Source organism: Hymenobacter sp. HD11105, from assembly GCF_054051685.1.
The window spans coordinates 696,484-709,793 of sequence record NZ_JBSWBR010000001.1 but is presented as its reverse complement, the minus strand read 5'-3'; the positions used below and the strand labels follow the sequence as shown (position 1 = coordinate 709,793).

Sequence of the window (13,310 nt, the reverse complement as noted above, 5' to 3'; positions counted from 1 at the left end):
AAAAAGCCCCCTGCACAGTTGACAGGGGGCTTTTACAGTACCAGAGACGGGAATCGAACCCGTACGCCTATTCGGCAAGGGATTTTAAGTCCCTCGTGTCTACCAGTTCCACCACTCCGGCTTTTGCCTGGTTCTTGCCCCGATAGCTACTTGTCTGAGCGTGACAATTAGGACAAAGTAACTGCAAATTTTCTAATCGATGATCATTATTTACACCATTAATGTGATGTAATTCTAATAGAACGGGTTGGCCGCGCCAGTCACGTAAGCTACATCCCTCACACTGATGTACTTTAAAACCTTCTTTTACTAATCGGCTTCTTAAGCCATGAGTGAATTTATAGGATGAGTTTTCGACTAGAATATCTAACAAACGATACTGCTTGCCAAAATTCCGGTAGCGCGGTCCACTATTCCAGCCTTGCCCCGTAAAATGATTTGTGTTCAGTTTCAAAGCAGTAATCCGAGCCTGTACTGTTTTGTAGTTACCGCCCGCTGGCACTAAGCCCAAAGCCACAATTACTTGTGCGACTGAGAAGCTTTGGCTCACTACTTCGCTTCTCATACTTGGTCTTGAGATGCAAATATAGCAACCTTTCGAAAGGCAGTAGACACGCACCCACAGCTCAACGCATGTCTACCCTTACAGAAGGCTTTAAAAACAAAAAAGACGCTCCGTTTGGAAGCGTCTTTTTTAATCTGGAGCGGGAGACGAGGTTCGAACTCGCGACCTCGACCTTGGCAAGGTCGCGCTCTACCAACTGAGCTACTCTCGCTTGAGGTACGCCACCGAAGCAGCGAATGGTGCGACAAAAGTACAACGTATTTCGCTTTTGTCAAGAGGCAGAGCTACTTTTTTCTTATCTGGGTGACTCAAAAAGTTACTTCCCCCTCATTCTCAGGCACTTTTTTTTATTGCATGTTATGCCGAGTGATCGAAATTCGCTGATTCAGATAGTTTCGCCTTGTTGACATAAAGCTTATTTGCCCCCCAGTGCCAGCTTGAGTTCGTTTAACTTCAGTAATGCTTCGATAGGCGTAAGAGTATTAACGTCCAATTGCTGAATAAGCTCGCGCACGCGTTCCAAAGCGGGATCGGCGGGCTCAAACATGCTCAATTGTAAGCTGGGGCGCGGTGCCGTGGCAACGGCCGCGGCGGGCTGGGCCCGCGGACCGCGCTGGGGGGCTTTTTCGGGTGTGTGGCCATTCATGGCTACTACTTTGCCACCTTCGGCGGGCTGGGGGGCATTTTCCAGACCAGCCAACAGCTCATCGAACTCAGTGGGGGCATCAGTCTCTCCATCGCCGGCGTTAGCACGTTCCTGCTCCAGGTGGTGCATGATTTCGTTGGCTCGCAGCACTACGGAGGTAGGCATGCCCGCCATGCGGGCCACGTGAATGCCGAAGCTGTGCTCGGAGCCGCCCGCTACCAGCTTACGCATGAACAGAATGCGGCCGTCGGCCTCCTTCACGGCCACGTTGTAGTTGCGTACGCGGGGGCAGTCGTCGGCCAGCTGGTTTAGCTCGTGGTAGTGAGTGGCAAATAGCGTTTTAGCCCGCGCCTTCGGGTTATTATGCAAGTGCTCCACAATGGCCCAGGCAATGCTAATACCGTCGTAGGTGCTGGTGCCGCGCCCGATTTCGTCCATGAGCACGAGGCTGCGGTCGGAGAGGTTATTCAGAATACTGGCCGTTTCGGTCATCTCCACCATGAAGGTGCTTTCGCCCTTACTCAAGTTGTCGGAGGCGCCTACGCGGGTGAAGATCTTGTCAATCACGCCAATAGTCGCCGCTTCGGCCGGCACGAAAGAGCCGATTTGAGCTAGGAGCACGATGAGAGCTGTCTGGCGCAGCAGCGCCGACTTGCCCGCCATGTTGGGGCCGGTAATTACTACTATTTGCTGGTCGTCCTGGTCCAAGCAGATGTCGTTGGGGATGTAGGCTTCGCCGGGGGGCAATTGGCGCTCAATTACCGGGTGGCGACCTTGGCGAATATCGAGCACGCCGCCGTCGTTCACCGTGGGCTTCACATAGTTGTACTGCCGGGCCGTGGCCGCAAACGAAGTCAGGCAATCCATTACGCCAATGGCGCGTGCGTTCTGCTGAATCTGCGGCACGTAGTCAGCGGCGGCTTGCACCAGCTCGTTGTAAATCGTTTGCTCGATGACGAAGAGGCGGTCCTCGGCGTGGAGAATCTTTTCCTCGTACGTTTTCAGCTCCTCCGTGATGTAACGCTCCGCATTTACCAGCGTCTGCTTGCGAATCCAGGAAGTAGGCACCTTATTTTTGTGAGCATTGGATACTTCCAGGTAGTAGCCAAACACTTTATTGTAAGCTACTTTCAGCGATGAAATGCCGGTGTTCTGCTGCTCGCGCTGCTGTAATTGCAATAGGTAGTCCTTGCCCGAAAAAGCAATGCTGCGCAGCTCGTCTAGCTCCTTGTCAACGCCGTCGTTCAGCACGTGGCCTTGGTTGGTGAGCACGGGCGCGTCGGGCCGAATCTTGGTGATAATATCCGTCCGCAGGGTGTCGCAAGGGTTCAGCTGATCGGCCAGCTTCTGCAAAGCCCGGATGCCCGAAGCTGCCAGCACCGTCCGGATTGGGCTAATGGCTTCTAGGGCCCGACTCAGCTGTAGCAGCTCGCGTGGATTGATACGGCGCACCGCCACTTTAGAAATCAACCGTTCCAGGTCATTTATCTGGCGCAAGTGCTGAGTTATTTCGCCTAGCAGCTCACTGTTTTCCAATAAAGCTTCCACCGTATCGAGGCGTCGCTGAATCTGGGCAGCTTCTTTGAGCGGCAGCACTACCCACTTGCGCAGCAGGCGCGCACCCATAGGCGTTACAGTCTGGTCCAGAATGTCAATCAGCGGAACGCCGCCCAGGTGCTGGGGCTGAACCAGCTCCAGGTTGCGCACGGTGAAGCGGTCCAGCCACACGTATTTGTCTTCCTCCAAGCGCCCAATACCAGCAATGTGGCCCACGTCGGTGTGCTTGGTTTCGGCCAAATAGTGCAGAATGCAGCCCGCAGCCGTAATCCCCTCACGCAGCCCGTCGATGCCGTAACCTTTGAGCGTTGTGGTTTTAAAATGGCGCGTGAGCGTATCGTGGGCGTAGTCGAAGCCAAAAACCCATTCGTCGAGGGCGTAATGGCAGAAGTCGGGTCCGAAATGCTCTTCGAACTCCTGGCGGCTTTTTTTGCAAAAGAGAATTTCGGCCGGAGCAAAGTTCTGGAGCAGCTTGCCCAGATACGGCACATCGCCCTGCGCTACCAGAAACTCGCCGGTGCTAATGTCGAGAAAGGAAATACCGGCCTCTTGCTTGCCAAAATGCACAGCGCAGAGGTAATTATTGGCCTTACGGTCCAGCACATTATCATTGAACGACACGCCGGGCGTCACAAGCTCTGTCACGCCGCGCTTCACCAGGCCTTTGGCCATCTTGGGGTCCTCGAGTTGGTCGCAGATGGCCACGCGCTGCCCGGCGCGCACCAGTTTGGGCAAGTAGGTATCGAGGGAATGGTGAGGAAAGCCCGCCAGTGCCACTTCCGACGAGGTACCGGCCCCACGCTTAGTGAGCACAATGTCCACGATGCGGCTCGTGGTGACGGCATCTTCCCCGAAGGTCTCGTAAAAGTCGCCCACCCGAAACAGGAGCAGCGCACCGGGGTACTGCTGCTTGAGCTGGTAGTACTGACGCATGAGGGGCGTCGTTTCGAGCGTGGGCGCCACGGCGGCGTATGCCTCCGAGCGTGGACCTGGACCTTTTTTAGCTTTCGTTTTCAACTGATTTGTGCTTTTAGGCCACCCCAACGGCAAGTGCGCAGAGGCAGGTTCCTACCTTTGCACAATGCGCAAACTTTCGATGGAAGAGCTGAACCGACTGACGGTGGCAGACTTCAAAAATACGCAAAAAATCCCCCTTACCCTTGTCCTCGACAACGTGCGCAGCCTACATAATGTAGGCGCTGCCTTCCGCACGGCCGATGCCTTTGCGGTGGAAAAAATCTGGCTCTGCGGCATTACGGGCCGCCCACCCCAGCGCGAAATCACGAAGACGGCTCTAGGCAGCACCGAGTCGGTAGCGTGGGAATATGCCCCCCAGACCACCGATGTAGTGCGCCAGCTCCAGGCTGCGGGCTACGTGGTAGTGGCCGTAGAGCAAACCGACAACAGTCAGAATCTCAGCAACTTTCAACCAGACCCAGCGCGTCCGTATGCTTTAGTGATGGGCAATGAAGTTTTCGGCGTTGAAGATGACGTGCTAGCTCTATGCGACGCGGCCGTCGAGATTCCGCAGTTTGGCACCAAACACTCGCTCAATGTGTCGGTGGCGGCCGGTGTGGTGCTCTGGGATTTTATGCGCAAGATGGGCTTTGGAGGATGAACGAACATATTTAATCCATCCATGGGCGCAGGGTTAGCGCTGGGGGACGTTTTTCTTCCTATGCTAAAGTAAAAAGCGGCAGTCCCGCGTTGGGAGCTGCCGCTTTTTACTTATTGCTAAATGTTGTCTTATTTAGTAATCAACACTTTACGCATCGCAGCATCGCCTTCGGTGCCTACGCTTACCATGTACATGCCGGCCGATAAGCTGCTCAAGTCGATGGCTTGCTTTAGCTCGCTCTGAGCGCCCGCCAACGCCTGCCGCAGCACTACTTGGCCGAGGTTGTTGCGTACCAGAATCTGTAAGCCAGTAGTGGGCTTCTGGAAGCGCGCCTGCACCGTGAACTTGCCTTCGCTAGGGTTAGGGTATACACTCAGGCCACCCGTTTTCTGCACTTCGGTCGCTAGGCTAGTTACTGTATTGTCTTGAATGCGAAGGTTATCGATAGCCCAGCCCCAACCGTGGGCAAGGTCATCGGAGAACAGACGGAAGCGAAGGCGCACGACATCGCCAGCCGCGAATTTGTCGCGCAGGTTGAGCGTGCGGGGGGCAAATAGCGCCGGCGTTCCCACAGCCGTAGAGTTCTGGTCAGTATTGACGGTGCTGTTGTAAGCGGCCAGCCAAGCCTCCCGTGAACTAGCGTCGTAGCCATTGGCTACCGGCGTCCAGCTTATGCCGTTGTCTTTGCTGCCTTCCACTACCACATAGTCAAAGAAGTCAGCCGAGCCAAATTCGCTATTAGCAGCCCCTGGTTCTACCAACACAATCTCATCGAACCGAATAGTAGCCTTGGCTGGGTCAGCTTCCACAATAATGGGAATCAAGAATTGATAAATCAGGTTGTTGCGCTCATCCGGGTAAGGGTGAAGGGAGTGAATAGCCAAGTCGTTGAAGCCTGCGGGCTGCGCAATGGAGAAGCCTACGCCCACAAAATCGGGGGGCGTAGTAGGCGTTATGTTATTAAAGGGATTGATGTACGTAACCTGGGGGGCTTTTATGGCCACCACAAACACCTGATACTGCCCAGTAACCGGGTTCACGGTCTGATTGGCGTTGGAAGACACATCGCGGGCCACGAGGCGGTAGTTGATAATATCACCCTGCCGGATGGGAGCCGCCGCAGTGCTGGCAATGTTGCCCTGATACGTGATTCCATCAGCCTGCCGAGTGAGGTTAAAGCTTGGGCGGGCCGTTCCATTCACGGTATACTCTACCGCTACCGAGGCTATGCCAATATTGTCGGCGGCCAGCGCAACGATGCGTAGGGGCAGCTGATTTTCAAAAATGAAACCTGAGGCTTCGTGGGCCAGCTGAGGGGCAATCACATCGGGGCCTACAAAGAACTGGTAGCGAGGCTGCAGATTATTGGTGGTAGTGGGCAACAATACCCCCGGAGAAGTGTAAGTGCGCCCCGTTTCCACATCGCCGGCCGAGATATAGTAACTCACGCGGCGGCCGGTGCCCGGATTAGGAATAGTGGCTGTGTACTCACTCGAACCGCTGGCGACCGTCATAGGCAGCTGCGTATCGGTAGCGCCGGCCTGGTCGGTGCCATTGTCTATGCGGTAAAAAAGTCGCACCGAGCCCGGCGTGATGGTGCCGTCGCTGACCACGTTGGCCCGCACTACAAAGTTCTGAGGAGTTTCCGTGTCTAGGAGGGGCGCATGCCGAATGGCGGTATTAAACCAGCCCATCTCGTCAAACATCCGAAGCGTAATCGGGCCGGGGTTCTGAATGACCTCAGTCGCGCCAACCTGAGGCGACATCAAGGAATTTGGATTGCCAGCGGGGTAGGTGGCCTCGTCTAGGTGGGAGATGCTGGAGCCCTGATCCCAGGGTGAAGGAGCAAACAGGCGGGGTCGGTTATTGCCATTTACCGCATTAGCCAGTGGACTGTTAAAATATAGGTCGTTGCTGATGAGCTGCTGGCCAAGGGCCGTAGACGGGCTCACAAACAAGCGGTTGCTGGCCAGACGCTGGCCGGGACCATTTTCAATATACGTTGAAAACACGTAGGGAAAACCTGAGCCCGTGAGACTGCCCAGCGCGCCCGTAGCGGGAGGCGGATCGGTATAGGTAGCTGAGGCTTGGAAGCCCAAGCCATGGCCTAGCTCGTGTAAGGCTATCGTCACCAAATCGTACTGATTAGCTGCCGGGCGGCCATCCAGCCCTAGATACCAGTTTATGCTACTATTAAAAGTGGCGTTGATATCAAAGGCAGTAGGTGCATTAAGATTCTGTCCGGTGATCTTTTCAGCTAGTGCAATCGGATACCAAACATCACTTTTGGGCGCACCAGGAATATTACGAAATACTTCAGTAGTGCCAGCCGAGGCCAGCACGCCTTGTCCTTGAGGGCCCCAGTTAGCATTTACCCGAATAACAACGGGAGAGAAGAGCAGTGACTGCCAAATATCGATGGCTCGCTGCAGGGCGGCTTGTGCATCGGGCGGAAAACCGTTGTAAACGACTTCTATGCGGGCCTGATCGGCGGTAGGGCGCCCCCCGGTGGGGCGCAAAAACTGAGCGGGCGGCGCTACATACGTGTGCATGTTTTCGGGCCGGGCGTAGCAGATAACGGGTTTTACAGCCCGCGATTCCATCTTGAGCTGGGCCTGCGGCACGAGCTGCTGGCCATGCGCAGCGCGTAGCGCCCCACAGGCTAGGAGGGAGAGAAAGAGTAATTTTTTCACAAAGGGCGAGTGGTATAAATAGCCAATAAGAGGGCAGATTCTTAAATTTAGAAGATCTGACTCATTTTTCCGAAAATTTTCCCTCCTTACTCCTAGCCTCTCGCCCGTGGTATAGTTGCTGGCCAGTTTTGGTTGTCTTTTTTATGATACAAAAAGCTTGTGTTTGGCCAGCTCCCGGGCTGCTTCTACTGCTCGTTACCGTAGCATTTCTTGGGTGCCGGCCGGTGCAAACGGCTACCGATAAACTTATGCAGTTGGAGCGTACCGCCTGCATGGGCCCTTGCCCCGTCGACCAGCTTACAGTGTACTCCGACGGCCGCATGACGTACAAAGGCGGTGCTAATGCCCCTCGGACTGGTTCCTTCGCCGGACAGCTAACTCCCGCCGAGCGAAAAGAGCTAACGGCGAAGTTCGACGCAGCTAAATTCTTTGCTTTCCAGGACAGCTACGTATCAACTTTATCCGATTTGCCCACCAGGTACATCACCTATTGGCAAGGCACCAAAAGCAAACGAATCCGTAATTACGATGGGGCGCCTGCCGCCCTGCTAGCCCTAGAGGTAGAGTTATTAAACCTAATAAAAGCCGATCGGTGGCGGCAAACTGTTATACCAGCTCAATAAGTAAGGTTTGCCGCCTGCGCGTTATTGACTGCTTTCTATCTCACTACTCGTTTTTCCCGATTTACGCCGCTGGGGGGCATTTTTTCGATGAGCCAATCTTCTGCCGCCTTCACTCCTGCCGACCGCGACGCGGCCCTCCTTAGCTCGCGCCCGCTGGTAGCGACGGCATTTTTGCCCCCCACAGCCGAGATTGCTACCGCAGGCGACTTTTTGCATCGTACCCTACGACCGGTACTGAAGCTTCAAAACGAGTTGCTTTTGCTGCTGGTCGCCGATTTTGTTCAGGAGCACCATATTCCGTTTAGCACCGCGGGCGTAGTCGAGCAGCAGCGTCTGATAGGCGAGCTGCTCACGCGCAACGTGAAGCTGCGTTATCTAATTGTGGGCACCGTGGTAGGGCTATTTACGCAAACAGAGTTGGCTTATTATCGCCCAAACCGCGCCGAGCTGAACCGGCGCTTACTGGAGCTGGCGACGCGCCGGGTGCAGGATCAAGTGGAAGCTGTAGCAGCTCTGGCTGCGCGATAATCATCGGTTGGAGTATGATTACCCATTATGAGGTGTTGGAAGTGCCAGAGCAAGCTTCGGCGACTGATATTCGGCAGGCTTACCGGCGCCTCGTGCTCCTTACTCACCCCGACCGCACACCCGATCCGACAGCCCATCAGCGCTACTTGGCCGTTAATCGGGCCTACGAGATACTGAGTGCGCCGGCCAAACGGCAGTTTTACGATGCCCAGCTTTGGGCCCTGCGCAATCCGCGGCCCGTGCCCGCTATTCCGGCCACCATTCCGCCCGTAGCGGTGCCGCGGCCAGTGCGGCGGCGCTCAGTTAGCCTACAAGAGCGGTACGCGGCCGAGTATGCGCGCCTGCTGCGCTGGATGCGGCCAGTAATGCTGCTGAGCATGGTGCTATGCTTGCTGCTGCTGCTAGACTATGGCTTGACGCGTGAGCGAGTAGAGCGGATACTCTCGTACAGCGTGGATGTGTACTACGAAGGTGGCTCCAGTCGCTCGCGCGGCACCCCGCACATCTACTTTCGCCACCAAACCGAACAGGGCCGCTTCGATAGCGACGAGCGTATTCTGCTAGGCGAAAAGGTGCGGGTTCGCCGCACCTTACTGATGCGCAAAGCCCTACAGGTAGTGCGCAGCAACGGCCAGCACGTGCAGCCCTCCAACCTATACACCGATTCGTGGCTGGCGCCGTGGATACTTTTTGTGTGCGCTGGCTTGGCGCAGTCGCCGCGCTTCAACAGCGATGTTCGGTTGGGAGTAGGCCTTTTGGGCATGTTGCTGCTGATAATAACAGGCTATCTACTCATTTCCGCCTAAGCAGATCGGCGCCGCTACAGCTGAAGGTTCAGACTGTAGCGGCGCCGATCTGCTTGGGCAACTGGGCGTATTTTAATCGTAGCGCGAATCGCGCAGCTCCACGGGTGGCGCTTTTTTGCGCAAGCGCAAATTCAGCATCTCTACGCCCAAGGAGAAGAACATGGCGAAGTACACGTAGCCTTTTGGGATTTCCTGGTGGAAAGCTTCCATAACTAGCATGATACCGATCATGATCAGGAAGGACAGGGCCAGCATCTTCACTGTCGGATTCTTATTCACGAAGTCGCCGATAACCTTGGCAAAGGCCAGCATAATGCCCATAGCAATGATAACGGCAATAATCATGACCAGCACATTATCGACAAGGCCAACAGCAGTCAGGATAGAGTCGAAAGAGAAGACGATATCGATAAGAATGATTTGAATAATAACCCGCATAAAGCTGCTGTACTGGCCCGTAACATGGCTTTCTTCTTCACCCTGAAGCTTGGTGTGAATTTCGGTAGTGCTTTTAGCCAACAGGAAAAGCCCCCCAGCAAACAAAATCAGGTCGCGCCCCGATACGCCGTGGTCGGCCGCTAAAAAGGGCAGATTAATGGTAAATAAGGGTTCCTTCAGGCTGACAATCCAAGTGATGCTCAAGAGCAACGCAATGCGAAACAGCAAAGCCAGCATCAGGCCCATCGTGCGCCCGCGGCCTTGTTGATCGGCCGGCAACCGGTTGACAATGATGGAGATAAAGATAATATTATCAATACCCAGCACCACCTCCATAAAGGTTAGCGTCAGTAAGCTAATCCAAGTATTAGGATCAGAGAAAACAGAAATGTCAAACATGAAAGCGTAGGGTTACAGTGTTAGAGGGGATTTCACTGAGGCAAAGCGGTGCAGGCGCAGATTGAGCAGGTTTATCTGACGTTCGAATCAGCGAAACCTGCTCAATCTGCATACTCTGCGATTAGCTTTTCATGTTCACAAACTGTAGGGGCAGGCCCAGATCGGCGCCGCGCAGCAAGGCCATTACCTGCTGCAATTCGTCGATTTTCTTGGATGCCACGCGCACTTGCTCATCCTGAGTTTGCACGTCTACTTTCAACTTGCTGTCTTTGATGAGCTTGGCGATTTTGCGGCTGGTGTCCTTGTCGATGCCGGCGCGCACTTTTACCGTTTTCTTGATCAGCGCCCCGGCGGCCTGCTCGTCCTCGGAAAAGTCGAGGCAGGTGCCATCGAGGCCTTGCTTCACGATGCGGCCCAGCAGAATATCCTCCAAAGACTTCACGCGCATGGAGTTTTCGGAGCTGAGCTGAATGGTATTAGCCTTTTTGTCCAGCTCGATGCCGCCTTTGGTGTCGCGCAGGTCGTAGCGGGTCTGGAGTTCTTTTTTGGCCGTGTTCACCGCATTTTCGAGCGTTTGCGGATCAACTTTGCTAACAATATCGAAAGAAGGCATAGGGTTGGTTTTGGACGTGGAGTAGCTGTACGTCATTTGGGCAGCCCGGGTGACGTAGGTGTCAAAGGTAGATGTTTACCGACTTTCGTATACAGTTGAGTTCGGCAGCCCGCTCACAAATTTGCCCCCAGAACCGCGCGTGTTTCCGCCGTCGGTCGGTGGTCTTATATTTAGTGAGCAATAACTTTCAATGGGGGACAAAACCAGCTCTCCAGCGGCCTGCTTATCGTTCAGCTTATTCTCGCTATGATTATCCAACAACCCCGCACCGCCGCCGACTTTGCCGCCTACTACGCCCTGCGTTATCAGGTGCTGCGCCAACCTTGGCAGCAGCCCCCCGGCTCGGAGCGCGCCGACGACGATGAGGTCCCTACCACCCACCACGCCATGCTCCTCACCAACAATGGTACCCTCGCAGGCGTGGCCCGCCTGCACCCGTCGGGGCCGGGCCAGGCGCAAGTGCGGGCCGTAGCCGTGCACCCCGACTGGCAAGGCCGGGGCGTGGGTCAGCAGCTCATGGCGTATCTGGAAGAGTACGCCGCGGCCCACGGCTTCACCGAGTGCATCCTACACGCCCGCGAATTGGCAGTACCATTTTACCAGAAAATCGGCTACGAAATTGTGGCGCCCTCGCACACGCTATTTGGTGTCATTCCGCACTTCTTGATGCGTAAGGCTCTTACGAAGTAAATTATCTGTTCATAAGCACAGCTTCAGCTTTCACCGCCAAAGCCCCCGCGGCCGCAGGTGCGCTGGGGGGCTTTTCCGATAGGAAGCGTATCTTTTCAGCTACTATGGAACCCACTCCTAATATTGCCACATTGGTGGCGCTCTACAACCAGATCAACAACTACGGCCGGGCCAACGGCATGGAGCTGACCGTGACCACGCCTGGCGAGGTAATCTACACGATGAGCGTGCGCGAAGATCACCTGTCGTCGCCGGGTACGTGCCACGGCGGGGTGCTGGCAGGCCTCATGGATGCGGCCCTGGGCGCGGCGGCCCTCAGTCTGGCCTTCACGGTCGGTGAGCTAGTGTCAACGGTCGAGTTCAAGATAAACTACCTGTACCCCGTGCGCCTCCACGACCACCTTATTGCTCGGGGGCACGTGGAGCATTCCGGCAATAGTCTCATCGTAACCAGCGCCAACATCTACTGCGCTACCCGCGAGCTAGTAGTGGCGCGTGGTATGGGCACCTTCAACCGCTACCCCGCCAGCAAGCGCGACTTTCACGATCTGCTGTTTCCAAAGGAGCAATAAGGAGCCAGAAAGTCAAACAAAAAGCCCCCCGCAGCGATGCGGGGGGCTTTTTGTTTACTTAAATTCGTCGCCTTGGGGCTTGTTGCGGAGCGCCTGGCGAGCGAAAGTGAATGGTCGCCGAACCTTAGAGGTTAATCAGAGCGAGACTTCTTACTTATTCTTATGGCTTATAATAACTCCGAGGTGCTAGCCGACTCGTGCTCTTCGGTCTCGGTATCATCATCGTAATCGTCGCCTTCCTGCGGCGGCTGTACTTTGCGCACGTTGCGGGCGCAATCCTCGTCGCGGTGGTTGCGGCCCACGGTGAACTCCACCCAGTCGCCTTCGTGCAGGTCGTTGAAGTCGCCTTCCGACATGTCAGCGTAGCTGAAGAAGAGGTTGTTGGGGGGCATTACCACGAAGCCAAACCCGTTTTTCAGGTTCTTGATGGTGCTCATACCTACCGTGCCTACCGGACCAGCGGCCGTGGGGCCAGTGGGACGCGCGGGCTTTACGGTGGGGAAAGGCGCAGGCTCGGGCTGGGTCACGAACAGGTTTTCGATCAGCTCGTCGTTGCTGGCCAGACCGGCGTCAATCACGTCGTGCATGGCGATGGGATACGTAGCGTGCTCCAGCAGCTGCTGAGAAGCGCGCGTCACGCGGTTTTCGCCTTTGAAATCCACGTACTTGAAGTCCCAGTTCAGCAGCATCACGCGGGTGCCGATGGTATTGAGCTTCTTGATAAGCGGAGCATAGTCGCTGTCGCCGGCGATAAGCACAATCACGTCGAAGCTTTTGTGCAGCGCCATTTCCAGGGCTTCCAGGGCTAACCATACGTCAATGCCTTTTTCCTGCAAACGACCGTCGCGGGTTTTCAGGGGCATATAGTGGGTGGTTACGCCCAGGTGCATCAGAATGTCGTCGAGCAGACGATCATGAAACAGGCGGTCTTTATCGCGGGCTTCGGTAGCACTCAGGCGGCCTCGGAAAAAGTGAGAGTCGGTCACCTGGCTTAGGCGCACGTCTACATCTTCTTCTTCGGCTACTTGGTGGCGGATATATTCATGTAGTCCTTCCAAGCTGATACGAGCCTTACGCTCATGCTGGAAGTAGTAGTAATCGCTGATTTTCAGGAAATAATTGCCGTCATAGAAGACGCCTATCCGAATCAGAGGGCTATTCATCTGGTTCATACTAATTTGTTTTTGTGCGCAAGTGGGGTGTGTGAATAGGAGCGGGTATATAGGTTCGGCAGGGTAATACTGGGTAAGAAATGGCCCGGCCAAAGATACAAAGCTCGCTGCTCGCACTACCGTAAAAACAGTTGAAGCAATACTTGAGTATCACGTGATTGGGTGAGCCAATCGCCACGAAGGAGTACAGGTGGCGACGCTAGTAAATCAGCTCGCGGTAAAAGGGTAGATAAAGTAAACTAGGCATAGAAAGCCCGAAAGGACTGCAAAAGGTGCAGGATAATTACCTGTTAATATTAACGTAATATTAAAAAAAATATATTTAATACTGCGTAGTTTACACCAGTTTATTTCCTTATAACATTCTTTCTGTTTGCGAAACTAAGTGCA

Annotated in this window: 11 protein-coding genes, 2 tRNA genes and 1 pseudogene; 6 read left to right on the top strand and 8 right to left on the bottom strand. The window is 54.8% G+C overall.

The features are described 5' to 3' along the window. Nucleotides 1–38: 38 nt before the first annotated feature. The 4 genes and pseudogenes from ACW9KT_RS03235 to mutS all read right to left on the bottom strand — a co-directional run bounded on the left by ACW9KT_RS03235 (nt 39) and on the right by mutS (nt 3,701). Nucleotides 39–121 (bottom strand) — tRNA-Leu (locus ACW9KT_RS03235). 45 nt (nt 122–166) lie between these two features. Next, a pseudogene (locus tag ACW9KT_RS03230) lies at nt 167–565 on the bottom strand (hypothetical protein); the annotation flags it as partial. Nucleotides 566–700: 135 nt separating this feature from the next. Next, nucleotides 701–776, bottom strand: a tRNA-Gly gene (locus ACW9KT_RS03225). Nucleotides 777–980: 204 nt separating this feature from the next. Then, nucleotides 981–3,701, bottom strand: a complete 2,721-nt coding sequence (gene mutS, locus ACW9KT_RS03220) for a DNA mismatch repair protein MutS (protein ID WP_457078566.1) — start codon at nt 3,699–3,701, stop codon at nt 981–983. A 148-nt stretch (nt 3,702–3,849) separates the two neighbouring features. On the opposite strand from mutS, the gene ACW9KT_RS03215 reads away from it, so the two are divergent. Further along, entirely contained in the window at nt 3,850–4,386 is a 537-nt protein-coding gene (locus ACW9KT_RS03215; RefSeq protein WP_457077948.1) for an RNA methyltransferase, read from the top strand. Nucleotides 4,387–4,514: 128 nt separating this feature from the next. On the opposite strand, the gene ACW9KT_RS03210 is transcribed toward ACW9KT_RS03215, so the two are convergent. Beyond that, on the bottom strand, nt 4,515–7,079 hold the full coding sequence (locus ACW9KT_RS03210; RefSeq protein ID WP_457077947.1) for a T9SS type A sorting domain-containing protein: 2,565 nt from the start codon (nt 7,077–7,079) through the stop codon (nt 4,515–4,517). A gap of 143 nt (nt 7,080–7,222) precedes the next feature. Between ACW9KT_RS03210 and ACW9KT_RS03205 the strand changes: the two genes are divergently transcribed. From ACW9KT_RS03205 to ACW9KT_RS03195, 3 genes are read left to right on the top strand one after another with little or no spacing between them, the layout of a single operon-like run. Continuing rightward, nucleotides 7,223–7,702: a DUF6438 domain-containing protein gene (locus ACW9KT_RS03205; RefSeq protein WP_457077946.1), complete on the top strand. Its 480-nt coding sequence runs from the start codon at nt 7,223–7,225 to the stop codon at nt 7,700–7,702. 24 nt (nt 7,703–7,726) lie between these two features. Next, nucleotides 7,727–8,230: a hypothetical protein gene (locus tag ACW9KT_RS03200; RefSeq protein ID WP_457077945.1), complete on the top strand. Its 504-nt coding sequence runs from the start codon at nt 7,727–7,729 to the stop codon at nt 8,228–8,230. Nucleotides 8,231–8,244: 14 nt separating this feature from the next. Beyond that, complete coding sequence (locus ACW9KT_RS03195) at nt 8,245–9,036, top strand: J domain-containing protein (RefSeq protein WP_457077944.1); 792 nt, start codon at nt 8,245–8,247, stop codon at nt 9,034–9,036. 72 nt (nt 9,037–9,108) lie between these two features. Here ACW9KT_RS03195 and ACW9KT_RS03190 read toward each other — a convergent pair whose 3' ends face one another. Next, on the bottom strand, nt 9,109–9,873 hold the full coding sequence (locus tag ACW9KT_RS03190) for a TerC family protein (protein WP_457077943.1): 765 nt from the start codon (nt 9,871–9,873) through the stop codon (nt 9,109–9,111). Nucleotides 9,874–9,994: 121 nt separating this feature from the next. Beyond that, nucleotides 9,995–10,486: a YajQ family cyclic di-GMP-binding protein gene (locus ACW9KT_RS03185; protein WP_457077942.1), complete on the bottom strand. Its 492-nt coding sequence runs from the start codon at nt 10,484–10,486 to the stop codon at nt 9,995–9,997. Between the two features lie 246 nt (nt 10,487–10,732). On the opposite strand from ACW9KT_RS03185, the gene ACW9KT_RS03180 reads away from it, so the two are divergent. Beyond that, a complete protein-coding gene (locus tag ACW9KT_RS03180; protein ID WP_457077941.1) occupies nt 10,733–11,176 on the top strand; it encodes a GNAT family N-acetyltransferase in 444 nt (147 codons plus the stop codon). 104 nt (nt 11,177–11,280) lie between these two features. Further along, nucleotides 11,281–11,748 carry a PaaI family thioesterase gene (locus ACW9KT_RS03175; RefSeq protein WP_457077940.1) on the top strand — a complete coding sequence of 156 codons (468 nt, stop codon included), beginning with the start codon at nt 11,281–11,283 and terminating at the stop codon, nt 11,746–11,748. Between the two features lie 167 nt (nt 11,749–11,915). Here ACW9KT_RS03175 and ACW9KT_RS03170 read toward each other — a convergent pair whose 3' ends face one another. Continuing rightward, entirely contained in the window at nt 11,916–12,911 is a 996-nt protein-coding gene (locus ACW9KT_RS03170) for an NYN domain-containing protein (RefSeq protein WP_457077939.1), read from the bottom strand. Between the last annotated feature and the right edge of the window lie 399 nt (nt 12,912–13,310).

Excerpts from the sequence above, each read along its gene's own strand:
- ACW9KT_RS03190 (WP_457077943.1), bottom strand. The coding sequence starts at position 9,873 with ATGTTTGACATTTCTGTTTTCTCTGATCCTAATACTTGGATTAGCTTA.
- ACW9KT_RS03170 (WP_457077939.1), bottom strand. The coding sequence starts at position 12,911 with ATGAATAGCCCTCTGATTCGGATAGGCGTCTTCTATGACGGCAATTAT.
- ACW9KT_RS03215 (WP_457077948.1), top strand. The coding sequence starts at position 3,850 with ATGCGCAAACTTTCGATGGAAGAGCTGAACCGACTGACGGTGGCAGAC.
- ACW9KT_RS03175 (WP_457077940.1), top strand. The coding sequence starts at position 11,281 with ATGGAACCCACTCCTAATATTGCCACATTGGTGGCGCTCTACAACCAG.
- ACW9KT_RS03205 (WP_457077946.1), top strand. The coding sequence starts at position 7,223 with ATGATACAAAAAGCTTGTGTTTGGCCAGCTCCCGGGCTGCTTCTACTG.
- ACW9KT_RS03195 (WP_457077944.1), top strand. The coding sequence starts at position 8,245 with ATGATTACCCATTATGAGGTGTTGGAAGTGCCAGAGCAAGCTTCGGCG.
- ACW9KT_RS03185 (WP_457077942.1), bottom strand. The coding sequence starts at position 10,486 with ATGCCTTCTTTCGATATTGTTAGCAAAGTTGATCCGCAAACGCTCGAA.
- ACW9KT_RS03180 (WP_457077941.1), top strand. The coding sequence starts at position 10,733 with ATGATTATCCAACAACCCCGCACCGCCGCCGACTTTGCCGCCTACTAC.
- mutS (WP_457078566.1), bottom strand. The coding sequence starts at position 3,701 with ATGCGTCAGTACTACCAGCTCAAGCAGCAGTACCCCGGTGCGCTGCTC.